Source organism: Microbacterium murale (assembly GCF_030815955.1).
Taxonomy (GTDB): domain Bacteria; phylum Actinomycetota; class Actinomycetes; order Actinomycetales; family Microbacteriaceae; genus Microbacterium; species Microbacterium murale_A.
In genome coordinates this window covers 156,858-179,715 of record NZ_JAUSXK010000001.1, presented here as the reverse complement: position 1 = coordinate 179,715, position 22,858 = coordinate 156,858, and the positions used below count along the sequence as shown (strand labels likewise).

General features: G+C 66.2%; 28 protein-coding genes. 17 read left to right on the top strand and 11 right to left on the bottom strand.

Going from position 1 to position 22,858, the window contains the following annotated elements; all coding sequences use genetic code 11:
- Positions 1 to 49: 49 nt before the first annotated feature.
- The gene (locus tag QFZ46_RS00900) at positions 50 to 2,305 is read right to left on the bottom strand and encodes an MMPL family transporter (protein WP_307357399.1); all 2,256 of its coding nucleotides are present in this window, start codon (positions 2,303 to 2,305) and stop codon (positions 50 to 52) included.
- 143 nt (positions 2,306 to 2,448) lie between these two features.
- Between QFZ46_RS00900 and QFZ46_RS00895 the strand changes: the two genes are divergently transcribed.
- A complete protein-coding gene (locus tag QFZ46_RS00895; protein WP_307357396.1) occupies positions 2,449 to 3,084 on the top strand; it encodes a TetR/AcrR family transcriptional regulator in 636 nt (211 codons plus the stop codon).
- A 30-nt stretch (positions 3,085 to 3,114) separates the two neighbouring features.
- Here QFZ46_RS00895 and QFZ46_RS00890 read toward each other — a convergent pair whose 3' ends face one another.
- Positions 3,115 to 3,717, bottom strand: coding sequence for a TetR/AcrR family transcriptional regulator (locus QFZ46_RS00890; protein WP_307357394.1), 603 nt, complete (start codon positions 3,715 to 3,717; stop codon positions 3,115 to 3,117).
- Positions 3,718 to 3,788: 71 nt separating this feature from the next.
- On the opposite strand from QFZ46_RS00890, the gene QFZ46_RS00885 reads away from it, so the two are divergent.
- From QFZ46_RS00885 to QFZ46_RS00835, 11 genes are all read left to right on the top strand, one after another.
- Positions 3,789 to 4,346: a DnaJ family domain-containing protein gene (locus QFZ46_RS00885; protein ID WP_307357391.1), complete on the top strand. Its 558-nt coding sequence runs from the start codon at positions 3,789 to 3,791 to the stop codon at positions 4,344 to 4,346.
- A 128-nt stretch (positions 4,347 to 4,474) separates the two neighbouring features.
- The gene (locus QFZ46_RS00880) at positions 4,475 to 5,410 is read left to right on the top strand and encodes an ABC transporter substrate-binding protein (protein ID WP_307357388.1); all 936 of its coding nucleotides are present in this window, start codon (positions 4,475 to 4,477) and stop codon (positions 5,408 to 5,410) included.
- Positions 5,407 to 6,456, top strand: a complete 1,050-nt coding sequence (locus QFZ46_RS00875; RefSeq protein WP_307357383.1) for a FecCD family ABC transporter permease — start codon at positions 5,407 to 5,409, stop codon at positions 6,454 to 6,456. Before QFZ46_RS00880 ends, QFZ46_RS00875 begins: the two co-directional genes overlap by 4 nt.
- Positions 6,457 to 6,660: 204 nt before the next feature.
- Entirely contained in the window at positions 6,661 to 7,512 is an 852-nt protein-coding gene (locus QFZ46_RS00870) for a FecCD family ABC transporter permease (RefSeq protein ID WP_307357380.1), read from the top strand.
- On the top strand, positions 7,505 to 8,338 hold the full coding sequence (locus QFZ46_RS00865) for an ABC transporter ATP-binding protein (protein WP_307357376.1): 834 nt from the start codon (positions 7,505 to 7,507) through the stop codon (positions 8,336 to 8,338). The genes QFZ46_RS00870 and QFZ46_RS00865 overlap by 8 nt, the downstream gene beginning before the upstream one ends.
- Positions 8,338 to 9,189 (top strand): siderophore-interacting protein, encoded by an 852-nt coding sequence (locus QFZ46_RS00860; RefSeq protein WP_307357373.1) that lies wholly within the window; start codon positions 8,338 to 8,340, stop codon positions 9,187 to 9,189. Before QFZ46_RS00865 ends, QFZ46_RS00860 begins: the two co-directional genes overlap by 1 nt.
- A gap of 37 nt (positions 9,190 to 9,226) precedes the next feature.
- Positions 9,227 to 9,766 carry a DM13 domain-containing protein gene (locus tag QFZ46_RS00855; RefSeq protein WP_307357369.1) on the top strand — a complete coding sequence of 180 codons (540 nt, stop codon included), beginning with the start codon at positions 9,227 to 9,229 and terminating at the stop codon, positions 9,764 to 9,766.
- A 141-nt stretch (positions 9,767 to 9,907) separates the two neighbouring features.
- Positions 9,908 to 10,534, top strand: coding sequence for an MSMEG_1061 family FMN-dependent PPOX-type flavoprotein (locus QFZ46_RS00850; protein ID WP_307357366.1), 627 nt, complete (start codon positions 9,908 to 9,910; stop codon positions 10,532 to 10,534).
- A gap of 18 nt (positions 10,535 to 10,552) precedes the next feature.
- Positions 10,553 to 11,479, top strand: coding sequence for a PDR/VanB family oxidoreductase (locus QFZ46_RS00845; RefSeq protein ID WP_307357365.1), 927 nt, complete (start codon positions 10,553 to 10,555; stop codon positions 11,477 to 11,479).
- A gap of 22 nt (positions 11,480 to 11,501) precedes the next feature.
- Positions 11,502 to 11,861, top strand: a complete 360-nt coding sequence (locus QFZ46_RS00840; protein WP_307357363.1) for an MmcQ/YjbR family DNA-binding protein — start codon at positions 11,502 to 11,504, stop codon at positions 11,859 to 11,861.
- 63 nt (positions 11,862 to 11,924) lie between these two features.
- Complete coding sequence (locus tag QFZ46_RS00835) at positions 11,925 to 12,293, top strand: hypothetical protein (protein WP_307357361.1); 369 nt, start codon at positions 11,925 to 11,927, stop codon at positions 12,291 to 12,293.
- 25 nt (positions 12,294 to 12,318) lie between these two features.
- On the opposite strand, the gene QFZ46_RS00830 is transcribed toward QFZ46_RS00835, so the two are convergent.
- Positions 12,319 to 12,915, bottom strand: a complete 597-nt coding sequence (locus QFZ46_RS00830) for a TetR/AcrR family transcriptional regulator (RefSeq protein ID WP_307357359.1) — start codon at positions 12,913 to 12,915, stop codon at positions 12,319 to 12,321.
- Between the two features lie 34 nt (positions 12,916 to 12,949).
- Here QFZ46_RS00830 and QFZ46_RS00825 point away from each other — a divergent pair, with 34 nt between their 5' ends.
- On the top strand, positions 12,950 to 13,882 hold the full coding sequence (locus QFZ46_RS00825) for a DMT family transporter (protein ID WP_307357356.1): 933 nt from the start codon (positions 12,950 to 12,952) through the stop codon (positions 13,880 to 13,882).
- 7 nt (positions 13,883 to 13,889) lie between these two features.
- Positions 13,890 to 14,648 carry a glycosyltransferase gene (locus tag QFZ46_RS00820; protein WP_307357353.1) on the top strand — a complete coding sequence of 253 codons (759 nt, stop codon included), beginning with the start codon at positions 13,890 to 13,892 and terminating at the stop codon, positions 14,646 to 14,648.
- 1 nt (position 14,649) lies between these two features.
- On the opposite strand, the gene QFZ46_RS00815 is transcribed toward QFZ46_RS00820, so the two are convergent.
- Positions 14,650 to 15,540: an alpha/beta fold hydrolase gene (locus QFZ46_RS00815; RefSeq protein WP_307357351.1), complete on the bottom strand. Its 891-nt coding sequence runs from the start codon at positions 15,538 to 15,540 to the stop codon at positions 14,650 to 14,652.
- A 43-nt stretch (positions 15,541 to 15,583) separates the two neighbouring features.
- On the bottom strand, positions 15,584 to 16,684 hold the full coding sequence (locus QFZ46_RS00810) for a serine hydrolase domain-containing protein (protein WP_307357347.1): 1,101 nt from the start codon (positions 16,682 to 16,684) through the stop codon (positions 15,584 to 15,586).
- 126 nt (positions 16,685 to 16,810) lie between these two features.
- Here QFZ46_RS00810 and QFZ46_RS00805 point away from each other — a divergent pair, with 126 nt between their 5' ends.
- Entirely contained in the window at positions 16,811 to 17,491 is a 681-nt protein-coding gene (locus QFZ46_RS00805) for a histidine phosphatase family protein (RefSeq protein WP_307357343.1), read from the top strand.
- Between the two features lie 47 nt (positions 17,492 to 17,538).
- A complete protein-coding gene (locus tag QFZ46_RS00800) occupies positions 17,539 to 18,411 on the top strand; it encodes a Rieske 2Fe-2S domain-containing protein (protein WP_307357340.1) in 873 nt (290 codons plus the stop codon).
- Between the two features lie 18 nt (positions 18,412 to 18,429).
- Here QFZ46_RS00800 and QFZ46_RS00795 read toward each other — a convergent pair whose 3' ends face one another.
- The 6 genes from QFZ46_RS00795 to QFZ46_RS00770 are packed head-to-tail and all read right to left on the bottom strand — an operon-like array spanning position 18,430 to position 22,372.
- Positions 18,430 to 19,128 carry an NADPH-dependent F420 reductase gene (locus QFZ46_RS00795; protein ID WP_307357337.1) on the bottom strand — a complete coding sequence of 233 codons (699 nt, stop codon included), beginning with the start codon at positions 19,126 to 19,128 and terminating at the stop codon, positions 18,430 to 18,432.
- Positions 19,129 to 19,173: 45 nt separating this feature from the next.
- A complete protein-coding gene (locus tag QFZ46_RS00790) occupies positions 19,174 to 20,013 on the bottom strand; it encodes a transposase (RefSeq protein WP_307357335.1) in 840 nt (279 codons plus the stop codon).
- Between the two features lie 28 nt (positions 20,014 to 20,041).
- Positions 20,042 to 20,686, bottom strand: coding sequence for a DedA family protein (locus tag QFZ46_RS00785; RefSeq protein WP_307357331.1), 645 nt, complete (start codon positions 20,684 to 20,686; stop codon positions 20,042 to 20,044).
- 10 nt (positions 20,687 to 20,696) lie between these two features.
- Positions 20,697 to 21,665, bottom strand: coding sequence for a methyltransferase family protein (locus tag QFZ46_RS00780; protein WP_307357329.1), 969 nt, complete (start codon positions 21,663 to 21,665; stop codon positions 20,697 to 20,699).
- A 9-nt stretch (positions 21,666 to 21,674) separates the two neighbouring features.
- Positions 21,675 to 22,187, bottom strand: a complete 513-nt coding sequence (locus tag QFZ46_RS00775; protein WP_307357326.1) for a DUF2165 family protein — start codon at positions 22,185 to 22,187, stop codon at positions 21,675 to 21,677.
- Positions 22,184 to 22,372 carry a DUF4177 domain-containing protein gene (locus QFZ46_RS00770; RefSeq protein ID WP_307357323.1) on the bottom strand — a complete coding sequence of 63 codons (189 nt, stop codon included), beginning with the start codon at positions 22,370 to 22,372 and terminating at the stop codon, positions 22,184 to 22,186. Before QFZ46_RS00770 ends, QFZ46_RS00775 begins: the two co-directional genes overlap by 4 nt.
- A gap of 94 nt (positions 22,373 to 22,466) precedes the next feature.
- Here QFZ46_RS00770 and QFZ46_RS00765 point away from each other — a divergent pair, with 94 nt between their 5' ends.
- Positions 22,467 to 22,847 carry a hypothetical protein gene (locus QFZ46_RS00765; protein ID WP_307357321.1) on the top strand — a complete coding sequence of 127 codons (381 nt, stop codon included), beginning with the start codon at positions 22,467 to 22,469 and terminating at the stop codon, positions 22,845 to 22,847.
- Positions 22,848 to 22,858 lie beyond the last annotated feature (11 nt).

Genomic DNA, 22,858 nt, shown 5'->3' with positions numbered 1-22,858 from the left:
ATATGCGAACGCAGGCGGATCTGAGCTCTTCGAGGCCCGGGTTGTGTCGTCAGCGCGCCTTCGCGATCCGCTTCACCATCGCCGGAGGTCGCGCGTCGAACGTGCCGACCGGCTCTTCGCGAAGACCGAACCGCCGAAAGATCGGGGTGAGGAAGGCGGGGGCCCACCAGTTGGCCCGTCCAGCGAGTCGCATGAATGACGGGACGAGGATGCCGCGGATGACGGTCGCGTCGACGATGATCGCGACCGCGACGCCGATGCCGACCATCTGGAGGTACATCACGGAGCTGGTGGCGTAGACACCGAACGACACGGCCAGAGTGAGTGCGGCCGCGGTGATGAGGGGTGCGCTGCGTTGGAGTCCGACAAGCACGGCGCGTTGGTTGTCGCCGGTGCGTTCGTACTCTTCGCGGATGCGGGAGATCATGAAGACTTCATAGTCCATGGAGAGTCCGTAGACGACGCAGAACATGAGGATCGGGAATGCCGGGTCAAGGCTTCCCACGGGAGTGAACCCGATCACATCGGCGAGGAAACCGTTCTGGAACACCGTAGTGAGGACACCGAACATCACGCCGATGCTGAGGAGGTTCAGCACCGTCGCCTTGAGCGGTAGGAGGAGGCTGCCGGTCAGCAGGAACAACAGCACGAACGTGACGGCGAGGATGAGCCCGGCGATGAGGGGCAGCCGCTCGAGCAGAGCCTCACGGAAGTCGGCGAGCTGAGCAGGGTAGCCACCGACGAGGAAGGTCTCGAAGGGGCTGTCGAGCGCGCGGATATCGGCGACGAGACGGTCGCCACCGGTGCCGTACAAAGCGTCCCGGGTCGGGATCACATCGAGTCGTGCGGTGTCGCGGGATGTCAGTCGATCATCTCCCGCAGCGATTCGGGCGCCCTCGGAGTACACGCCGACAGAGGAGTTCACCTGCGCGATGCCGTCGACACTGGATAGCTCGGCAGCGTATGCCCCCAGATCGGCATCAGTCGGCGATGCGCCGCCGGTCTCGATCACCTGGATGGCGTCGTTGGCTTCGGTGGTGAAGTCGTCGCGGAGCTGATCGTATGTGTCGCGCACGGAGGCGCCCTGAGCGAGCACGCGAACGTCGGGCACCCCGATCTGCAGACCGATGGCTGGTGACGCCAAGGCGAGTAGTGCGACCAGTGCGCCGCCGCCCCACAGGATCGGACGGCGCATGACCCGCGCACCTACCCGGTACCAGCCTCCCTGTTCCGGAGGCTTCGATTCCGGAACCGTGACGCCGCGCCGGGCCGCGCGCTCGCCGATGACGGCGAGTGCGGCGGGCAGGATCACGAGCGCGCCGACGGCGGCGGTGATGACTGTGAGTACACCGGCATAGGCGAAGGAGCGCAGAAACGGGAAGGGCAGTGCGAGCAGCACGGCGACCGATGCTGCGACCGTCAGTCCGCTGAACACGACAGTGCGCCCCGCCGTGTTCAGAGTCTCCCGAAGGGCGAGACGGACGCTTGAGCCGCGGCCGAGCGCTTCCCGGAAGCGAGAGATGACGAACAAGCTGTAGTCGACGCCGAGTCCGATCCCCATGACGAGCACGATGTTGGAGGCGAAGCTGGCGATCTCGACAACGGAAGTCAGAGCACGCAGTCCTGCGAGAGTGGCAACGACCGAGAAGAGGCCGATTCCGAGGGTCAGCAGCGCAGAGCTCACGCGGCGGTAGATGAAGATCAGCAGCACGAGCATGAGCGGGATGATGATGACTTCGGCTCGGAGGAAGTCTTGCGTTGCCTGCGCACTGATCTGCGTGGATGCAGCCTCCGCACCCGCGACCCGAACGGTGATCGCACCGTCGTCTCGCGTGTAAGCGGGTATGTATTCGGCGATTGCTGCGCGGGCTTCGGTCGCATCGCCGGTGACGTGCGCCAGGACCATGGCCGACGCGCCGTCCTCGCTGCGGAGAGTCGTATCGCCGCCGAGCGACCAGTACGACCACACCTCGTTCACCGCTTCCTCCTCGGCGAGTTCGTCGGCGACCGCGGTCGCGGAGGCAGTGACGACGGGATCGTCCACGTCGCCGCCAGCGGCGGTGACGAGGAGGATCAGATTCGAGTTGCCGGTGGCGAACTCGTCGCGCAGAACCTCCTGCGCCGCCACCGACTCGGTGCCGGCGGCCTCCCAGCGGTTGAGCACGAAGGACGAAAGTGCGCCGGCGGCGACGGCCGCAAGGCCGGCGAGCACGATCAGTGCGACGATCAGCACCGGCCACCGCCGTCGGTAGCTCAGGTCACCGAGGCGCTCGAGGGCAGTGGCTGGGGGCGGGAGGCTGGTCATGGACTTCTCCATTGGGCTTGTCGGGCGTGGACGAGTCGGAAGGCGGGCATCCGCGAAGCCTGCTAAGTTATACGAGTAGATACTCGCATTTAGGAATATACGAGCTAATGCTCGCATTGTCTAGTCGTTGGAAAAGAGGGGGAATGGCGGGCAAGGATGAAAGCGCAGGGGATGCGCGGGCTCAGCCCCGTAGGCAGGCTCGAGGCCAACAGCGCATTGAGCTGATCCTGCACGCGGCCGCAGCGGTATTCGCCAGAGATGGCTACGATTCGGCTACGACCAACGCGATCGCTGCGGAGGCCGGCATCTCACCTGGCTCGCTCTACCAGTACTTCAAGAACAAGGGCGACATCGCCCACGCGCTTGCCGAGCACTACGCACTGAAGCTGACGGCGCTGCGCGGCGAAGTGTTCGCGACCGACAGAGTCGTCGACACCAGTCTCCCCGAGCTCGTCGATACTGTGCTGGGGCCGCTGATGGCCTTCAATCTCGCCCACCCGGGCTTCAAGGCGATCTTCTCCAGGACGGATATGCCGGCCGGCCTCCGAGAAGCCGTCGCCCCGATCCAGGCCAGCATCCATCAGAGCGTCGCTCACCTCCTCGGTCTGGTCCTGTCCGACCATCAACCGGCCGACGTCGCACGCATTGCGACCGTGGTGATTCAACTTGTTCGCGGCATGGTGCCGCTGATCACGGATGCCACGGGAGCAGAACGAGACGCCCTGATGGCCGAGCTTCGCAGCGTTCTCCTCAGTTACGTGCGCCAGCAGCTCTCCTGAGCGGGACGAGCGCGCGTTCTGGCTCCGGGGTCATGACTCGGCACGAAAAAGTCGGTCGAGGTGCTGATCGATGGCCGCGAGCGCCTCTTGCGGTTCGACAACGTTGAGTTCGAGAAGGGTTGCGAAACCGGTCAGCGCAAGAATGAGATCTGTTTCAATCTTCGGGTCACGGTCCGGGGGGATCTGCCCATGCTCCATCGCCTGGCGGATGAGACTCTCGATCATCGCGCGTCCATCGCGTAGTCCGATGCCGATCTGCCGCTGCAGCGTCGGGTCGTGCATCGCTTCAAGGACGTAGGCCGCGTTCATGCGGCTGGTGGCCCGAGCGTCGGGTTGGAGGGGGAGCAGTTCGGTCAGAACCACCCGCAGCACTTCGCGAGGATGCGGAGGTTGGTCGAGCGAATCGAGATGTTGCTCGACTCGGTCGGAGGTCTGCTCCGCCGCATGCTCCATCGCGAAGGTCAACATCTCCGCGCGCGAGACGAAGTAGTGCTGCAGTTGTCCCAGCGAGACCCCCGCTTCGCGGGCAACCTCGCGCATGGTCGCTCGTGCCCAGCCCTGCTGGTCGACGATCCTCCACAGTGCTCGGGCGATCGATTCACGTCGCTCTCGGTGGTCAACCTGCTTCGGCATCTCGGCTCCTAAAGTTTTCAATACACGTGACATAATACAGGTGACTGAAGACGCGAGGGGAGCGAGCGCTGATGGCAGAACAGGATTCGGTACCGCCCCTCCGGTTCTGCAACCCTGCTGCCTTCGCGTTCGATACAGAGGTGGCGATTGCGCTGATCGCCGACATGCAGATACGCAGGGCGATCGAACGAGGCGAATTCGATGACCTGCCCGGGAGTGGCAAGCCTCTCGAGCTTCCCGATCACCATGATCCTGATTGGTGGCTCAAGAACCTCATGAAACGAGAGGGGATGGCGGTGCTGCCGCCATCCATCCAGCTGCGCAAGGAGGACGCCGTGCTGGACGAGCAGCTCGACCAGCTATCGAACGAGGCGGCTGTGCGGACCGAGATCGAGCAGTTCAACGAGCGGGTGATCCGTGCCCGCTACCAGCTCCCGGCCGGTCCGCCTCTGATCACCATGCCCCGTGACGTCGAAACCACGGTTGCCGCCTGGGCTGATCGCCGGGCGGCACGAGCTGAGGCCGCCCGCAAGAAGGTACGTGAAGAGACCGGAGTGGACGAGCGCAGCCGACGTCGCCTCTTCGGTAGACGTAGTCGTCCATCGCCGCATCTGGGACCCGAGGTATAGCTGGTCCCTGACGAAGACGTTGCGCAAGATGTGGCACTGGCGCATGGGGAATCTGCGAGTTTGTTAGGGTTGCCTTAGCTAAGCGCACATCTGCCTGCTTCTCTCCCCGACGTCCGAAAGGCTGTTCCATGCCCTCCCATCACTCCCGTCGCGCGCTCGTTCTGATTGCGGCGTCGACCTCAGCTCTGCTGATGCTCGCCGGGTGCTCGTCCGATTCGTCCGTTGCGAAGGAAACCCCAGGGGAGAGCGCCGCGACCCACGAGGTCGAGCATGCGCGCGGCGTCGCCGAGGTTCCCTCCGATCCGCAGCGCGTCATCACGCTTGAGCCCCTCGAGCTGGATACTGCTGTCGCGCTGGGAGTGACTCCGGTGGGTGCAGCGGTTGCGAGCAACGTCTCCGGCATCCCGTCGTATCTGGATGCTGAGGGCATCGAGCCGGTGGGAACCGTCCCCGAGCCCGACCTCGAGGCGATTGCAGCGTTGAAGCCCGACCTGATTCTCGGAACTGAGGCGCGTCACTCGGGGCTGTACGAGCAGCTCGCGGCCATTGCGCCGACTGTGTTCATCGCGACTCACGCCGACCCCTGGCGTGAGAATGCTCTCCTCATCGGCGAAGCGCTCAGCCGTGAGGATGACGTGGAAGATCTTCTGATGACAGTGGACGACCGCTGCGGGGAGCTGGCGGGGGAGTTCGACGTCGACGGCGAGACCGTCCAGCTGATCCGCCCCCGCGACGAGACGACGCTGAGCCTCTATGGCCCCGTCTCCTTCGCGGGCAGCCTGCTCGAGTGTGTCGGATTCACGATTCCCGAGCGGGACTGGGCTGATGGTCTGCAGGCCGACATCTCCCCGGAGAACATCCTGGACGCTCAGGCCGACCACGTATTCGTCACGACCACCGATGTCGCCGACGAATCGACCGTGCCTGCCGCGATCACGCAGAACGCAGATGCCTTCGCGTCTGTCACGCTCGTCGACACCGGTTACTGGGTCTCCGGTGTCGGTCCGAAGGGTGCGCAGGCGGTGCTCGACGACATCGAGCAGTTCCTCGAAGAGACTCGTTGACTGCTGTCACGGTGGCGGCGCCAGGCGGAGCCGCACCTCCGTCGCGCACGGGGCGAGGCCGCGCGTCGTGGGGAGTGCTCCTCCTGCTTCTCGCCCTGACGCTCGCGCTGGTGCTCTCATTGGCGGTCGGCGCCAACACTCTCTCGCCGCAGACGGTTCTGGAGACGCTGCGTGGAGAAGGCACGGCCGAGACCGACTACATCGTCTTCGATCTGCGGATCCCGCGTACCGTCGCGGGTCTCGCCGCAGGTGCCGCTCTGGGAGTCGCCGGCGCGCTCATCCAGGCCTTCACGCGCAACCCTCTTGCCGACCCCGGAATCCTGGGGGTGAACGCGGGTGCGGCACTCGCGATCGCGATCGGGGTGGCGTTCCTGGGCCTGCGCGACGTCTCCGCCTTCGTGTGGCTCGCCTTCCTCGGTGCTTTCGTCGTCACTGTCGCGGTCTACTTCATCGGCTCCTCAGGGCGTGGTGCAGCGGACCCGATTCGGCTCACTCTCGCCGGTGTGGCATTGGGGGCGGTGTTCGCCGGCATCACCACGGGTTTGACGCTGAGCAACCCGGAGGCCTTCGAGTCGATGCGCAGCTGGAATGCCGGCTCACTGCTGGGTCGTGGGCTCGATGTCATCCTTCCCGTGCTTCCGTTCATCGGCATAGGTCTTGCCGTCGCGTTCGTTCTCACGCCGGGGCTGAACGCACTCGCTCTCGGCGATGATGTCGCCCGTGCCCAGGGCGCGAACGTCGCGGGCATCCGAGTCGGAGTGATCGTGGCGGTCACCCTCCTCGCCGGGGCGGCGACGGCGCTGGCCGGCCCCATCTCCTTCGTGGGTCTCATGGTGCCGCATATCGTGCGGTGGCTGTTCGGCGTCGATCAGCGCGTGATCGTTCCGCTCTCGGCCGTGCTCGCTCCGGTCATGGTGGTTCTTGCGGATGTTCTCGGCAGGGTGATCATCGCCCCGGCGGAGATCCCGGTCGGAATCGTCACCGCGTTCGTCGGTGCCCCGGTCCTGATCCTGCTCGCGCGACGCCGGAAGGCGAGTGCACTGTGAGTCCGCTCGCTCCAGCGCTCGATGTCGGGCATAGGCGTCTCATGCTGCGTCTCGGGCCGATCACGCTACCGCTGCGCATGCGCAGCGTCGCCACCGGAATCGCCGCACTCGCAGTGATTCTCATCCTGGGTGTGCTGTCCCTGGGGCTTGGGACCTATGCCGTGTCGCCGGGGATGGTTGTACAGACCCTCCTCGGAGGCGGTGATGCCATGGAGCGCACGGTGGTCATCGACTGGCGATTGCCTCGTACCCTCGCCCGCGATCGGTCTCGGCGCGCTGCTGGCCATCGCCGGAGCACTGTTCCAGACGGTGACCCGCAACCCGCTCGCCAGCCCCGACATCCTGGGCCTGTCGAACGGAGCGTTCACCGGAATGCTCCTCGCGCTCGTCTTCGTCTCGGCCAGTTGGCCCGTCCGGACGATCGGCGCCCTGGCGGGAGGGATCCTCACCGCAGCAGCCATCTGGCTGTTGGCCTATCGCGGAGGTGTCCAGGGATTCCGCCTCATCGTGATCGGGATCGGCGTCTCGGCGATCCTGGCGTCTTTGAACACCTGGATGCTGTTGCAGATCGAGCTGGAGACCGCGATGTTCGCCTCCGCGTGGGGTACCGGAACCCTCAACGGTGTGAAGGCCGCGCCCCTGGCCGGCGCACTGCTGTGCTCTCTCCCTTTCGCCGCAGCCGCCTTCCTGCTCGTTCCGCGGTTGAGGCAACTCGATCTCGGTGATGATATGGCGGCGGCGACCGGCGTCCGGCCGAACATCGTCCGCACGCTTTCACTGCTCATCGGCGTCGCCCTCGTGGCAGCCGCCACGAGCATCGCGGGACCGGTCGCCTTCGTCTCCCTCGCCGCACCGCAGATTGCGCGGCTTGTGGCGCGCACGCCTCATCTGTCGCTCACTCTGTCCGCCCTGCTCGGCGCACTGCTCCTGCTCGGTTCCGATCTCGTCGCCCAGCATGTGCTGCCGGTGACTCTGCCTGTCGGCGTCGTCACCGTCTCCGTCGGCGGCGCCTATCTCGTCCTCATGATCATCCTGGAGATCCGCCGTCGTGCCTGATACCCCTGCCCCCGCTATCGCCACCGAGTCTGCACGCCTGGCCGCAGACCGGATCAGCCTCTCGTACGATCGCTCAGAGGTCATCAGTGATCTCTCCGTGACGATTCCGCCGGGCTCATTCACCGTGATCATCGGCCCCAACGCATGCGGAAAGTCCACGTTGCTGCGCGGCCTGTCACGTCTCCTCACGCCCACTCGCGGCCAGGTCATCCTCGATGGGCAGACGATCGCGTCCTTCCCGGCGAAGGAGGTCGCCCGGCGCCTCGGGCTGCTGCCGCAGGGTGCGATCGCCCCGGACGGCATCACCGTCGCTGACCTCGTCGCTCGCGGCCGGTATCCGCATCAGAACCTGATCCGCCAGTGGTCGGATGCCGACGAACAGGCGATCCGAGAGGCTCTGACGGCCACTGGCACCGCCGAGCTGGCACCGCGGCCGGTGGATGCGCTCTCGGGCGGCCAACGCCAGCGGGTCTGGGTGGCCATGGTTCTCGCGCAACAGACGGACCTGCTCCTGCTCGACGAACCGACCACATACCTGGATGTCGCCCACCAGGTCGATCTCATGGAATTGTTCGCCGATCTGAATGCGCAGGGCCGCACCATCGTCGCCGTGCTGCACGACCTCAACCACGCGGCCCGCTACGCCAGCCATGTCATCGCCATGCGAGACGGACGCATCCTCGCCGAAGGAACCCCGGAAGAAGTCATCACCAGCGTGCGAGTACAGGAGGTGTTCGGACTCGCGAACGTCGTCATTCCGGATCCTGTCACCGGCGGACCGTTGGTGGTTCCCCTGCGCGGAACGCCGAATCGAGGGGAGCGGTGATGACATCCGAACGCCCGTGGGCCTACAGCGCCTTTCGTGTCGAGGTACGGGGGAGCCGTCGTCTGAGTCCGCGATTCCTGCGCCTCACCCTGGCAGGGGAATCACTGCGTCACTTCGCGCCCTGGGGTCTGGATCAGCGCATCAAGATCGTGCTGCCCCTCTCGGGCGGCGGCATCGCCGAGTTCGGGTTGCTCGACGAGCCCACTCCCCATCCTTCGGAGTGGTATTCGCGTTGGCGCGCACTGGCAGAAGCGGAGCGCAATGTGCTGCGCACATACACGCCGTCGGCGATCCGTTCCGAGCAGGGCGAGATCGACGTGGACTTCTTCCTTCATGAGCCCGCAGGCCCGGCTTCGGCCTGGGCCGCATCCGCACGCCCCGGTGATCAGCTGGTCGTCACAGGCCCCGACGCCCGGATGGGTCGGACCGGATACGGCATCCACTGGAACCCAGGAGAGGCCCGACGGTTCCTCCTCGTGGCCGATGAGACCGCGTATCCGGCAGTGAGGAACATCCTCCGATCTCTGGCACCCGAGGCCCATGCCGACGTGCTCCTCGAAGTCACCGATCACGCAGACGACGTGCTTTCGCAGGACGCACCGCGGAATGCGAATGTGAGGGTCTCGATCCGCGGCAAGCAACCCGAGACCGGCGTTGAGACAGCGGTACGAGACTGGGGCGAAACCCGAGGAACGATGGCACGCGACGACGGCGAGTTCTACGCGTGGCTCGCCGGTGAAGCCGGCTCGATCACTCGAGTTCGCCGCTATCTCACCCGAGACCTGGGCATCTCCAAGGAACGAGTCGCATTCCTCGGATACTGGCGCGTGGGCGGACCCCTGGTCGGCTGAGCCAGGTTCGCCCAGGACGCGCCGCTATGATGCGCCCATGAAGCGGACGCTCGTCATCATCGGTGGCATCGTGGCGTCTGCTGTCCTGGTCATCGGGGTTCTCGTGTTCCAGCCGTGGCTGCTGTTCACGGATGTGCGGGTCGATGAGGTTCTCCCAACGGCCCAGAGCTCCCGGCCGGATGTATCTCCAGCCCCCGGCTCATCCGCGACTCCGACGCCCGACCCGGTGCCGGTGGTACTCCGGTCGGGCGCCTTCGTCAGCCAGGAACACACGACGACGGGCACCGCCACGATCATCGAGAACCCGGACGGTACGCGTGTGCTCGCGATCGAGAACCTCGACACCAGCAATGGCCCGGACGTGCACGTCTGGCTCAGCGCTGCGGATGCGGTCGAGGGGTTCGACGGCTGGTTCCTGGCAGGTGATGCCGCCTACTTCGACCTCGGCGTCATAAAGGGCAATCAGGGCAACCAGATATACGACATCCCCGCAGAAGTCGACCTCGGCGCCTACCGCAGCGTCTCGCTGTGGTGCGTGCAGTTCAGCGTCGGCTTCGGGGCCGCGCAGCTGGGATAGCTTGCACCGCGCACGTCCATCATGGGGCGGGATGCTGGGGGAGACCCCTGCCCCGTCGATGTGTCCAGAGCACAGTCACACCCGTAGACGCTGTGCTGGTGCGACGCTGACGGGCCCGGAGGGCTCGAATAGGGTCGGTGCATGGACGTCTCCGATCTTCCCGCGGTCGATCTCTCGTACCTCAGATCGACTCTCGGAGAACCGGGTGCCCCGACGAGGCAGAAGATCACCGATTTCCTCGACGAGAACTGCTTGGCCTTCCTGGCGCATTCCCCGTTCTGCTGCCTGTCGACCTCGGACGCGTCCGGCAACTGCGACTGTTCACCGCGCGGTGACTACCCGGGCTTCGTTCGCGCGCTCGACGAGCGCACGGTGGTCATCCCCGATCGGCTCGGGAACAAGATCGCCGATTCCATGACCAACATCCTTGAGAACGGCCATGTCGGGCTGCTCTGCTTCGTGCCCGGCATGACCGAGACGCTGCGCATCAACGGCACGGCGACCATCACGAACGACTCCTCGCTGCTGGCGATGCTGGAGCAGGACCATGCCGTCCCGGATCTGGCGATCGTCATCCGCACCGAACAGGTCTATCTGCACTGCGGTCGCGCACTGCTGCGGGGTGGACTGTGGGATCCCGAGATGCAGGATCTCGCGGACGGGGTGCCGAGCTCCGGTCAGATCTGGGCGAGCATGTCAGGGTTCGCCCCCGCTGTCGGCGACGAGATCAATGATGCGATGGCCGGCGCCTACCGGGCCCTGTACTGAATGCGCTCCCGAGCAGGCATGACGGCGCTCGTCGTGCGCGAACTCGTCACCGAGACCCCATCGATCGTCAGCATCCGTCTCGAATCCCCGGACGGATCGAGCCTTCCGCTGTGGCAGCCGGGCTCGCACATCGACGTACAGCTGCTCACTCGGCATGAACGCCAGTACTCGCTGTGCGGCGATCCCGCGGATCTCACCGCCTACCGGATCGCCGTCCGCCGTGAGCCGCGCTCGCGCGGCGGCTCGCACTACATCCACGGGTACCTACGGGTGGGCAGTCTGGTCTGGGTGCGTCCACCGCGCAATCTGTTCGCTCTCGCGGAAGCGCCGTCATACCTCCTTCTCGCCGCGGGAATCGGCATCACGCCGATCCTCTCGATGGCACGTCACCTCGCGGCGCAGAACGCGGAATGGCAGATGACGTATGCGACTCGCCACCGCGACGACATCGCATTCGCAGACGAGCTCGGCGCACTCGGCGAGCGGGTCACGACGCACGTCAGCGGTGAATCCGGACGGCTGGATCTGCCCGCCCTTCTCTCCCGAGCTTCGCCTGGCACCGCCGTCTACGCCTGCGGTCCTCAGGCATTCATCGACGAACTCACTGAACTGGCCGGACTGCTGCCCGAGGGGAGCAGCATCCACGTAGAACGCTTCGAACCCCGACAGCGTGAGCACCGGCCGAACGCACCCTTCACCGTGGTCTGCACGCAATCGGACGTCACCGTGGAGGTGCCCGCTGGGCGCTCGATGCTCGAAAGCCTGCAGGGTGCGGGCATCCCCGTCGAGGGCTCATGCCTTCGCGGCATCTGCGGTTCGTGCGCGATGAACGTGCTCGAGGGCGAGCCGGAGCACCGAGACTCGCTCAACAGCGACGAGCGGTCGATGACGATCTACCCATGCGTCTCCCGGTCTCTCTCGCCGACGCTCGCCGTCGACGTCTGAGTGCCTGAGTAAGGTCATCACCATGGCGGTGATCGACGACGTCCGGGCGCTGGGTGCCGATCTGGAGCGCTCGTACCAAGTGCATGTGCGCGGGAGATTGAAGTTCCGCGTCGGCCAGATCGTGTATGTGGCGTTCTCGCTCGACGAGAGCGTCATGGGCTTTGCCTTCCCGAAGGAGGAGCGGGCTGCCCTCGTCGGCGGCGATCCGCGCAAGTTCCAGATGCCGTCGGAGACGGACCTGCGCTTCAACTGGGTGCATGCCGATCTCGCGTCGCTGGAGCCGAGCGAGGCGCGCGAGTTCGTCGTCGACGCGTGGCGCATGGTCGTTCCCCAGAAGGTCGCCCGTGCCTACGATCTCGAACACCCCGACGGCCCGGGTTGACAGGTGGCGCGACGCCACGGTGCGGTCAGGTAGTCCCACAGGTCGGGTCGTTACCCTCGGAGAATGCGCCGCATCGTCATCGTTCCGCTTCTGCTCGCCGCCGGTCTTCTCGCGGGGTGCTCGCAAGTGGCGCAGGTCGCGGGTGACGCCCTGGGCGTCGACGTCGAGGCGACCTGTACGACGATCGACGACGCTTACGCCCAGTATCAGACCCTGCTCGACCAGGGCGGCGCATCGGCAGAGCAGGTCGACGCAGCCCGCGACCAGCTCGTCACGACGCTCGACGGACTCGCGGCTGATGTCGATGGACAGCTCGGCGACCTCATCAGCTCAGGTGCGCAGCAGATCGGCGGAATGACCGATCTGCAGGCGCCGGAGACGATCGAGGCGATCGATCAGCTCAAGGACTCGGCTTCCGCGTTCTGCGGCTGACGTCACGCCGGGGCGTGGGAGTGGGTCAGGCGAGCTCCTGAGCAAGCATCCGGGCCGCCAGCCCTCGTGCCACCTCGAACGGCTGTGCGAAGGTCTCCATGCCGACAGTGACGATCGCGCCCTCATAGAGAAGCATCATGCCCTGCGCCGTCGACTCGGCGTCTGAGACGCCGGCCTCGCGGCACAGCTCGACGAACAGCTCGAGCAGCCACGCCTTCTGACGGGAGACCTCAGGGAAGACAGGGTGCCCGTCGTGACCGTCGCCGATCTCGGCGCGGGCGTTGATCGCGCTGCAACCCTTCGGACTGTTCTCGTCCGACCAGCTGATCGCCGCGTCGAACACGGCGAGGATGCGTGCCGCCCCGGGCTCGGGCGCCCGCGCGAGATGGTCGGCGACATGCGCACGCCAGCGCGCATCCCGGTGCTGCAGGTACGAGACGACCAGCGCCTCTTTCGAGCCGAACCTGTCGTAGAGCGTCTTCTTCGTGACGCCGGCGGCTTCGGCGATCGTGTCGACGCCGATCGCGTGGATGCCCTGCTCGTAGAAGAGCCGTGAGGCAGCGTCGAGCACACGGGCGGCACCTGGGGTGAGTGGGGCGAGTTCGGGAATGAAGACGGCCATGGCATTGAGTATACCAACCTGTATAGTCAATTGGGTGAGTAAACAGATCGGTATAGTTCGTGCAAGCGTGACCGTCATGGCCGGTGCGGCCTTCGTCCTGAGCTGGAGCTCCGGCTTTCTCGTTCCGGCGATCGCCTCAGTCGATGTCTCGCCGCTGACTCTGCTCGTGTGGCGGTTCGTTCCCCTCGCCGCTGTCCTGCTCGCGGTCGTCGCATTCACTGGTGCAGGCAGAGGCGTGACGCGAGCGGACGTACGGCACCAGGCGCTCATCGGCCTCTTCGCGCAGTTCGGATACTGCACGGCCGTGTATGCGGCGATCGCGGAAGGCGTCGCCACCGGTACGACGGCGCTGATCGATGCCGTGCAACCGCTCGTCGTCGCGATGCTCGTCGGTCCGCTGCTGGGATTGCGAGTCCGCGGGGCGCAATGGGCCGGGCTCATGATCGGCGCGGCCGGGGTCCTGCTGGTCGTGCGTTCCCAGCTCGACGATTCCACCGCGCACCCGGCCGCCTATCTCTGGCCTGCCCTCGCGATGGTCTGTCTGATCATCGGCACCTTCCTCCAGCGCCGCTCCGAACCTCGGACGGGAACGCTCGTCACACTGACCATCCACGTGACAGTGACCGCCCTGGCGCTGGTGCCGGTCGCCGCGATCTTCGGTGCGCTCGTGCCACCGGCATCCGCCTCGTTCTGGCTCGCGTCCGGATTCGCCGCTGTCTTCCCGGCGCTCACGGCATACGGACTGTACTGGTGGCTGCTGCGCCGGGTGGGAATCACCGCGCTGAACGCCCTCCTCTTCCTCGTCGCTCCGACGACCGCGGCAGCGGGAGCGCTTCTCCTCGGCGAGCCACTCACGATCGTCACGCTCATCGGATTCGCGCTGTGCGGTGCAGGAGTGGCCGCGGTGCTGACGAGCGAGGCGCGCGCGTCGAGGTCCACGGTCGTTGCCGCAGCACGCGCACAATAGGAGGACGATGACGACCTACCTCTCCATCTCCGTGGTCATACCGGTGCGCAACGACGCGCGCCTGCTGGAGTTGTGCCTCCAGGCCCTCGGGGAGCAGACCCGCCGAGCGGACGAGATCATCGTGGTCGACAACGGCAGCACTGATGACACGGCGGCAGTGGCAGAGCGGTACGGAGCCCGAGTCGTTGCCGAACCCGTTCCAGGAATACCGCAGGCGGCATCGGCCGGCTATGACGCGGCATCGGGAGACATCATCGGCCGTCTGGACGCCGATTCCCGCCCGGGTCGGGACTGGATCGAGAGGATCGTTCAGAGGTTCCAGAGCCGCCCCGAGCTCGACTTCCTCACCGGCGACCCGCGATTCTACGGATCCACCCCCTTGGTGCGATGGATGGGGGAGCACCTCTACATCGGCGGCATGTATGCGGTACTCACGCCGTTCCTCGGGCATGCGCCGCTGTTCGGCTCGAACATGGCGATGCGCACCGACGCCTGGCGGATGCTGAGCGGCGAAGTGCATCGGAATGAGCAGAACATCCACGACGACTTCGACCTGTCGTTCCACATACGCCCCGGCATGACCGTGCTGCGCGACCGTGACCTCGTCGTCGACGTGTCGGCACGACCGTTCAAGGACTGGGCGTCACTCCGGAGGCGGCTCAGCTTCGTGCTGCCTACCGTCAGGCTGCACATGCCTCAGCAAGCCCCGCATCGGCGGCGGCAGGCCCGTCGCCGCGCACGCATCGGGATGCCAGCGGCCCAGTGAATCAGCCCCCGGATCGGGCGTACAGGTCGAGCAGGTCCGCGCTGAGCTGATGCGGCGTGGTCTCGCTCGGGCTGTGTCCCGTCGCATAGCTGCGGAATTCCGCTCCGATGTCACGAGCGAACATCTCGTGCGCGGACAGCGGCCACAGGTCGCGTGATCCGGCGGCGACGAGTTTCGGCAGAGGCAGGTCCCGCACACGACTCCGCAGATCCGGTGATCTCATCATCAGCCCGACGATCTCCTCGACACTGCGCCGACTGGTGAGAGCGAAACGCGATCGCACGAAGTGGAGCCGCCTGGGCGGGACGCGATTCTTGTTCGTCACGATGCCCCAGATCATGAGAGCGGCACCACGGCGCGCGCTCGTGAACGGTGCGAGGCGCCCCAGCAAGCGCATGCTCTCGAAGACATTGCCGGAGCTCGGCGGCGTCGTCAGGAGCGCGAGGGAGAGGAGGAGATCCGGGCGGTGCACGGCCACGAGCTGAGCGATCGTGCCGGCGAACGAGTAGCCCAGAAGGTGCGCGGGTCCGCCGGATTCGAGGACGGCGATGAGGTCCTCGACGAAGAGCTGATGCGTGTACGCCGAGTCCGCGCCCGCTGCGTGCGACTGGTATTGACCCGCCAGGTCGAACGACTGCACGAAGTAGCCGGCCTGGGCGAGGATCGGCAGCATCAGCGCGAAGTCCTCTTTGGAGCCTGTCGCACCCGGCACCAGCACGACGCGCGGCTGCCCAGGATCACCCAGTGACAGCATCGCCAGTTCGCCGCTGGGGGCGGAGAACCAGGATCTCCTCGACCCGGCCGGCGGTATCGTCCAGTCGATGTCGCCCAGGGCAGCATCCAGGGATGCCGGGGGAACCGACATCGGCTCGCTCATCGAATCTGTCGACACGCTCACAAGGTACTCTTCAAGACGCTCGCGAAGAAAGATCTGCTCAGCGCAGCCCCTGCAGTTCGCCGATCATCGCGAAGATCCTGTCATCCAGCTCGACCTGAGTCATCACGATGCAGATCGTGCCGTCAGGGTCCACGAAGAAGTCGGTGCCGAGACCACCGGACCAGCCGAACCGACCCCGGTGCGGACCGTCCGTCACGACCGAAACGCCGTGGCCCCAGCCCATGTTCTCCCAGAAGCCGGGGAAGAAACTGTCCGGACGTTTCGCCGCCGCATCCACCTGGTCGCTGCGCATGCCGTCTCGCAGGTCCGCGTCGATCAAGCGACCATCGACCAGCGCTCGAAGGAACGCATGATAGTCAGCGAGCGTCGAGACCAACTCGGCGTGACTCACGTCGAACGGTGCCGGCGCCACGTAGAAGCCGGCACCAGCCGGCTCCGATTGTTCGAGCCCTGCCGCTCCGTGTCTGAATGCGGCGGGCAGGCGGTGCGCCTGATCAAGCGGAACGGTGAACCCGGTGTCCGACATGCCCGCCGGCGTGAACACCGTCGCATCCAGCACTTCCTGTGTGCTCAGATCCGACACTCGGCCGAGCAGGATACCCAGGATTCCGAACGAATGGTGGTAGCGCCATCCGTCGCCCGGCTCGAAGGCCAGCGGCAGCGAAGCGAGTCCGTCGAGCCAATCCTGCGCACCGCGATCAACGGGCTCGGCGCCCGCCTCCATCCCGGCATCGATCATCGCTCTCCGAAGGGGAGAGTCAGCGGTCATCATGCCGTATCCGGATTGATTGGTGAGCAGATGGCGTACGGTGATCGGGCGGCGCGCAGGGCGAGAGTCCTCGATGGGTGCGTCAGGATGCACGAGCACACGAGGCTCGGCCAGCTCAGGCAACCATGTCGCGATCGGATCGTCCAGAGCGATCACGCCGTCCTGCACCAGACGCAGCGCCGCGACGGCGCTGACCGCCTTCGTCATCGATTGGATGCGGAAGATCGCGTCGGTCTGCAACGGCTGTCCTCCGGGCGCGGCGAGTCCCACGGCGACCGGCTCGTAGCGCTCTCCGAGCGTACCGACAGCCCCTGGCATCGTGCCGGCCTCGACATGACGGGCAAGGAGATCGCGCAGGGCATCGGACACGGGGTTCTCCTTCATCGCAATACGTCGTGGGCCAAGGATAGCTCCGCCGCAGCACTTCGCCCGAGCGTGCGTCCAGTATCCGCAAGGGTGATGCACCTACGATCGGAGAGACAGATCGGAGGGCGCATGACGACGCTCTACTTTGCCCGTCATGGCGAAACGGAGTGGCATGCCGAGCATCGCTACGCAGGTTCGTCCGATGTGGCGCTCGTCCCGGACGCGATGCTGCAGGCTGCCGGACTCGCCGCTTGGGCGGGCACGGCCGAGCTCTCTGCGATCGTCGCGTCGCCTCTGAGTCGTGCGCGCCTGACGGCCGAACCGGCCGCCGAGGCTGCAGGTCTGCCGCTTCGCATCGACCAGCGCCTCGTGGAGATCGATTTCGGGCGCGGTGAGGGGATGTCCCCGGCGGAACTCGCGGCGGCGTTCCCTGAGGACTGGGCCGGATTCGGACGGCAGCCGGCGCAGCATCCGCTACCCGACGGAGAGTCGGGTCGCGCCGGCATCGCGCGTGCCATGCCGGTGCTCGACGAACTCGCGGCCGAGTTCCCCGACGGGAGCGTGCTCGTGGTCGGACATGCCACCCTGATGCGCCTCATGCTCTGCGAGCTCGTCGGACTCGACCCTGACTGGTATCGCGACATCTTTCCTGCGCTCGACAACTCCGCGCTTCTCGAGCTCGAATTCCCGTACGTGGGCGAGTCGAGCTGGCCTGGACGCGCACGCATCCTCGGCATAAATGTGCCCCCGATCTCGCACGTGCCCAGAGCAGAGCTCCAGCCCGTTGACCAGGCGGCAACGTCGGAGTAGACAGAACGGACAGGCAGGGCGGCGTCACCGTCGTGAGGAGTGGCACAATGACCGATTCGACAAGCATGCCGAGCACCGTCATCCGCGGCATCGAGCGCGCGAAGACGCTGGACGGCACGGCGAGCACGATCAGCGGCTGGGTTGATGCGGTGACGCACCCCACCTGGTTCAAGAATGCTCTGTCGGGATCCTGGCTCGGACATCAGCTGCACCCGGTGCTGACTGATCTTCCGATCGGCGCATGGGGCGCGGCCGTCGCGCTCGACCTCACCGGTGGGCGGGAGAGCGAAGCGGCTGCGCGCCGGCTCGTCGGTCTCGGCATTCTCGCTTCCGCGCCGACGGCGTTGTCAGGTGCTTCGGACTGGTCGAGCACCCGAGGCGCTGACAAGCGTGTCGGTCTCGTGCATGCGCTGTCGAACGCGGTCGCCACGACGATGCAGGCGGGGTCGTGGCTCGCGCGTCGCAGCGGACACCGTCGCACGGGCATGGCCCTCAGCGCCGTCGGTCTCAGCATCACACTCGCCTCGGCGTACCTCGGTGGACATCTTTCCTTCGTGCGCGGCATCGGCGTCAACCGGACGGCGTTCCAGAGGCAGACGCGATCCTGGACGGACGTCGCCGCCGACAGCGAGATCCTGGACGGCACACTCGTCCGGGTCAGCGTGCACGACGTGCCGGTGCTGCTGACGCGGCAAGACGGTCAGCTTCGCGCGATCTCGGCCGTCTGCACCCACGCGGGCGGCCCGCTGGACGAAGGAACCCTCGATTCGGACGGCTGCATCACCTGCCCGTGGCACGGCAGTCGATTCCACCTCGAAGACGGTGCAGTCGATCGGGGACCGGCCAGCGTGCCGCAGCCGGTGTGGGAGGTCAGCGTGGAGGACGAACGAATCCTGTTGCGTTCGGCGGATGCGGCCTGATTCACTCGATGCGGCAGCTCAAAGCGGCAGGTCGCCCCGAGCCCGCGCCACGACGATTCCTCGCTGCGACGTCGGGAAGCGATCGAGCATCTCTCGCAGCTGCGTCGCATCGACATCTGCTCCGAACGCCTCGGCGCCCGGCTCCAGCATGATCCCTGCGGCAAGAGGGCCGGCGAACACCGGATCGAAACCGAGATCGTTCACGAGAGATGCGACGATCGCGACATCCGCCGTGTCGTCGCCGGCGATCGCGATCGCCTTTCGTCCCGCGCTTCCGGCTGGACGCGCCTCATCTTCGAGGTCCTGATACCCCATATGGCTCAATGCCTTCACCAGGCGTGCGCCGGTGAGATGCCCCTGCACGAGCTCGCTGGTCGAGGTTCGTGCGTCACTCAGATCGTCGCGGATGCCGTCGGAGCCCCACCAGTAGTTCATCGCGTCGATCACGAGAGTGCCGCGCAGCGCCTCGGCGTTCAGCATCCGGTACTTTCCGAGCGGTAACGCGAGTATGACGGCATCCGCGTCGGCTACGACGGTCGCGGCATTCGCTGCTTTCGCGCCGATGGCCTTCATCGCGGGAGAGATGAGCGCGGGATCTCCCGACGCCGCCACCAGAACGCGATAGCCGGCGGATGCGGCGAGTCGAGCGATCACGGTGCCCAGCCTGCCGGCGCCGAGGATGCCGAGGGTCCGGATGCTGTGCACTTCGCTCTCCACGTCGCCAATCGTACGGCGGTGATCCCGTCTCCTTCGGGAGCAGCGTTATTCGTCGAGCGCGTGACGCATCTCGTGCACGGAACGCTCCGCTCTCGACACCTGCTCTGAGATCATGGCCACGCTCTGATCCGCCGCGTCGATGTCGCTTCGCGCCCGGTCGTGTTCGTGACGGGTCCGCTCGAGTTCCGCTTCGAGTTCCCCGATCCGCGCGGAGAACTCTTCAGCTCGGCGGTTCGCCTCGCTCCGATCGCTTTCTGCCTTCGCGAGATCCCGTTCCGCGCCGGCGAGTTCCTCTTCCGCGTCATGGACGGCGCGTTCGGCCTGTCGCCGCTGTCGCCGCTCGCTCAGCTCGTCAGCGGGAGGGGGAGCGGCGCCGGTGAGCCCGCCCGCGACGAGCGCATCCATCTCGAGCGGCAGTGCGCTGGACGCGCGGAGTTCGCGAATCAGTCTGCCGGAAGCGACGGCTGCGGCAGCGTCGGGGTCGAAGAACGCCGCGTTGATCGTCTGCTGGACGGCGTCGAGAGTCGCCGGTGTGATGCGTTCTCCACGGCTTGCGGCGAGGTCTGCTGCCTCTTTGGCGAGCCGGATCGTGAGCGCTCGTCGCTGGCGCCCGAGTTGGGCGAGCGCCTGTGCGTCGAGATCGGCCTGTGCTTCGCGCAGCTCGGCGGCCAGCTGCAATGCCTCCCCGAGTTCGTCGGAGCGTTCCCGTGCGAAGACATTCACGACCCACGCGGCCACGGACGGCTTCCGCAGGGCGCGCACGCGCTGGGCGACATCGCGGTCGGACGCCGCCTTCGCGTGTGCGTTGCGGACCGCGACGAAGTCGTCCGGCGGTCCGGCGTAGAGTGCCGCGGCGATCTCCGCGAGCGTCGATTCTGCGGTCATGCTGCCACCCTGCCATGCCGCGTACGCGTCAGTCGACAGCCAGTCTGTTGCGCCGCACCTGCCGCACGCGCACCACGATCCAGACGGCGACAGCCACCACCACGACGGCGATGACGACCTTCTGGAACACGCCGGCGTAGTCCTCGACGATGTGCCAGTTCGCTCCGAGATAGAAGCCGGCAAGTACGAAGATCGTGTTCCAGATCGCGCTACCGGCGGCCGTGAGCAGCGTGAACCGCAGCAACGGCATCCGTTCGATACCAGCGGGAATCGAGATGAGGCTGCGGAAGATCGGAATCATGCGGCCGAAGAAGACGGCCTTCGAACCGTGCCGCTCGAACCATGCCTCCGTGCGCTCGACATCTGCTGTCTTGATCAGTGGCATCCGCTCGACGATCGCGTACATCCGGCGTCGACCCAGCCACGCGCCGATGCCGTAGAGCGCAAGCGCTCCGACGATCGAGCCCACAGTGGTCCAGATCAGCACTTCGACGAGGCCGAGCGTGCCCTGCGCCGCGGCGAACCCGGCGAGGGGCAGGATGACCTCGCTGGGAAGCGGTGGGAACAGATTCTCGGCGGCGATGGCGACACCGGCACCGAGTCCACCGAGAGTCTCCATGAGCGAGACCGCCCATGCGGCGATGGCGTTGAGGTTCTCGGCTCCGGTATCCATGCCTTCCAGGCTAGGAGGCGGTGCCTGAGGATCTCCGCTGAGTCACGGGATGTTCACCGTCTGGAAGGAAAGGCGTGAGGCGGGGGAGCCAGCACCGCACGGCACGGGCGTACTCGAGATACGCGGATCCGAACCGTCTGCCGAGGTCTGCCTCCTCGAGCGGTCGCACGATCCAGTTCCATACCAATGAACCGCACAGTGCGTACACGACGACGAGCCAGGAACCGATGATGAGCCCGACCGCCACTCCCTGCGCGATGCCGGCCAACGCCATCGGATTGCGCACGAATCGATACGGCCCGGCGATCACCAGTCGGCGCGCGGTCGCGGAGGGGAGAGGCGTGCCCTCGCCCCGCGTCGACATCGCCGCCGCCGACCAGATGCCGAGCATGCTCGCGGCGAGGAGCAGAGCCGCACCCGCCCACCGCGTCGGATCCGGAAGCGGTAGATGCAGATTCCACCGGTGCTCGACGAATGCGATGATCACGGGGAACACTGCGAGGAACAGCCCCCAGAACGCGATCACCTGACCGGTGGTGCGCGCCACGTGCGCAGAGGTGGACGTCACGGGTGCCAGGCGGATGGCGAACGGGCCGAACAGGATCCACTCCGTGGGCAGTCGGCCGAGCCATACCAGCAGGCCTGCCGCCACGCTGCCGACCGCCGCAGCGATCATCAGCAGCGCACCCCAGCCCGCGAGACCGGTGAACGTCGCGTAGAGCGCCATGCCGCCGCTCACCAGAACGGTCCACGATGCGACGACCCAGACCAGCCGGCGCACCCCGCACGCGACCAAGGCGGAGCCGATCACGAACAACGGGATGTCGAACCACGCGACGACCGTCGGACTCAGCTCTCCGAGAGTGAGCGTGCGGATGCTGTCGCTCAAGAACACGCCGATCCACCAGCCGATGCCCGCCAGCGACTGCATGGCGAAATAAAGTCGTCCCGCGCGTGCATCGAGACGGAGTGCCGGCATGGGGCGAGTCTATTTCGCCTCGACCGCGTGCTCCGACTCGTTCAGGGCGAGCAGCACGGCGAAGCCTGCCCAGAGGATGGCGAGCGGCATGGCGGTGTCTTTGCCGTTCCAGCTGCTGGACTGCCACATCGCGAACCACTCGGACCCGATGACGATGAAGCCGATGAACCAGATCGTGAAGCCCATCGCATAGGCGGCATAGCCCCAGGTGCGCGCCTTGTCGTAGCTCGCGAGGTCGGCGTCGCGACGCAGGAACAGCTTCACGCCGCCGATCAGCCCCAGTGCGGCGAAGACCCCCTCGGCGACGATGATGCCGATGTAGCCGACGGTCCACACCCATGGCACAGTGATCGCGCGCCACATGAGTGCGTTGCCCTCGAAGGTGGTGTCCATGGACAGCACGTGCTTCACGAACTGATAGTTCGAGTCGTAGTCCATCAAATTGCCCAGGAAGACGAAGAGGCCGAAGAGTCCGGCGCAGAACAGCGTGAAGGCCTGCAGCAGGCGAAGCGGGTGTCTCATTGTCCTACCTCTCGCGTGAACACCAGATCGAGGTGCGGTTGCATGTCCGTGTCGAACGGGATCGCCTGGACGAACTCCCAGCCGCTGGCTGCTTTGTCCTGGATCACATCGCGGTAGTCGCCCTTCAGCGCAGTGCCTCCGCGACGACGGGCGATGGGGATGCTCACGAATGAGTACTCGCGCATGGCAGCACCTCCTTGTGTGCCTCACTTTGGCATCGCATGGTGAAGGCGTCAATGTTCCACTTGTCTGCGGGCCGTAAGTTCATAGGCTGGAGCCATGGACAGGACGATCACGATCGCGGTGCCGGCACCGATCCCGTACGGACATCGCGTTGAGGTGACCGAGAGGGCCGATGACACGGGCTCGCGCTCGGTCGTCGTCGTGACCGACCTGGAGACCCGCATCCGCTATCGGCAGGAGTCCTCGTCCGTGTCGGACGCCGTGGGCTGGACCGGCCGCGTCATCGAATGCGTGATCGCCCCGACGAGAGGTGGGATCAAGACAATGCTCGTGGTCGATCCGACCGGCCCCGGCTCGGCAGAGGCCGATGTCGCGCTGCGCGGAGCGGATGCTGCGGCCGAAGCTGCAAGCGTCGAGGCGCTCCGCTGGGGTGGGGCCGACACCGTCCCTGAGCCGGAGCCACCGCGCTTCTGGTGAGATCGCGCGCG

Excerpts from the sequence above, each read along its gene's own strand:
- QFZ46_RS00845 (WP_307357365.1), top strand. The coding sequence starts at position 10,553 with ATGACGGCGCTCGTCGTGCGCGAACTCGTCACCGAGACCCCATCGATC.
- QFZ46_RS00855 (WP_307357369.1), top strand. The coding sequence starts at position 9,227 with ATGAAGCGGACGCTCGTCATCATCGGTGGCATCGTGGCGTCTGCTGTC.
- QFZ46_RS00900 (WP_307357399.1), bottom strand. The coding sequence starts at position 2,305 with ATGACCAGCCTCCCGCCCCCAGCCACTGCCCTCGAGCGCCTCGGTGAC.
- QFZ46_RS00835 (WP_307357361.1), top strand. The coding sequence starts at position 11,925 with ATGCGCCGCATCGTCATCGTTCCGCTTCTGCTCGCCGCCGGTCTTCTC.
- QFZ46_RS00790 (WP_307357335.1), bottom strand. The coding sequence starts at position 20,013 with ATGACCGCAGAATCGACGCTCGCGGAGATCGCCGCGGCACTCTACGCC.
- QFZ46_RS00805 (WP_307357343.1), top strand. The coding sequence starts at position 16,811 with ATGACGACGCTCTACTTTGCCCGTCATGGCGAAACGGAGTGGCATGCC.
- QFZ46_RS00820 (WP_307357353.1), top strand. The coding sequence starts at position 13,890 with ATGACGACCTACCTCTCCATCTCCGTGGTCATACCGGTGCGCAACGAC.
- QFZ46_RS00895 (WP_307357396.1), top strand. The coding sequence starts at position 2,449 with ATGGCGGGCAAGGATGAAAGCGCAGGGGATGCGCGGGCTCAGCCCCGT.
- QFZ46_RS00780 (WP_307357329.1), bottom strand. The coding sequence starts at position 21,665 with ATGCCGGCACTCCGTCTCGATGCACGCGCGGGACGACTTTATTTCGCC.
- QFZ46_RS00830 (WP_307357359.1), bottom strand. The coding sequence starts at position 12,915 with ATGGCCGTCTTCATTCCCGAACTCGCCCCACTCACCCCAGGTGCCGCC.
- QFZ46_RS00800 (WP_307357340.1), top strand. The coding sequence starts at position 17,539 with ATGACCGATTCGACAAGCATGCCGAGCACCGTCATCCGCGGCATCGAG.
- QFZ46_RS00860 (WP_307357373.1), top strand. The coding sequence starts at position 8,338 with ATGACATCCGAACGCCCGTGGGCCTACAGCGCCTTTCGTGTCGAGGTA.
- QFZ46_RS00885 (WP_307357391.1), top strand. The coding sequence starts at position 3,789 with ATGGCAGAACAGGATTCGGTACCGCCCCTCCGGTTCTGCAACCCTGCT.
- QFZ46_RS00775 (WP_307357326.1), bottom strand. The coding sequence starts at position 22,187 with ATGAGACACCCGCTTCGCCTGCTGCAGGCCTTCACGCTGTTCTGCGCC.
- QFZ46_RS00840 (WP_307357363.1), top strand. The coding sequence starts at position 11,502 with ATGGCGGTGATCGACGACGTCCGGGCGCTGGGTGCCGATCTGGAGCGC.
- QFZ46_RS00880 (WP_307357388.1), top strand. The coding sequence starts at position 4,475 with ATGCCCTCCCATCACTCCCGTCGCGCGCTCGTTCTGATTGCGGCGTCG.
- QFZ46_RS00890 (WP_307357394.1), bottom strand. The coding sequence starts at position 3,717 with ATGCCGAAGCAGGTTGACCACCGAGAGCGACGTGAATCGATCGCCCGA.
- QFZ46_RS00870 (WP_307357380.1), top strand. The coding sequence starts at position 6,661 with ATGCCATGGAGCGCACGGTGGTCATCGACTGGCGATTGCCTCGTACCC.
- QFZ46_RS00850 (WP_307357366.1), top strand. The coding sequence starts at position 9,908 with ATGGACGTCTCCGATCTTCCCGCGGTCGATCTCTCGTACCTCAGATCG.
- QFZ46_RS00770 (WP_307357323.1), bottom strand. The coding sequence starts at position 22,372 with ATGCGCGAGTACTCATTCGTGAGCATCCCCATCGCCCGTCGTCGCGGA.
- QFZ46_RS00785 (WP_307357331.1), bottom strand. The coding sequence starts at position 20,686 with ATGGATACCGGAGCCGAGAACCTCAACGCCATCGCCGCATGGGCGGTC.
- QFZ46_RS00765 (WP_307357321.1), top strand. The coding sequence starts at position 22,467 with ATGGACAGGACGATCACGATCGCGGTGCCGGCACCGATCCCGTACGGA.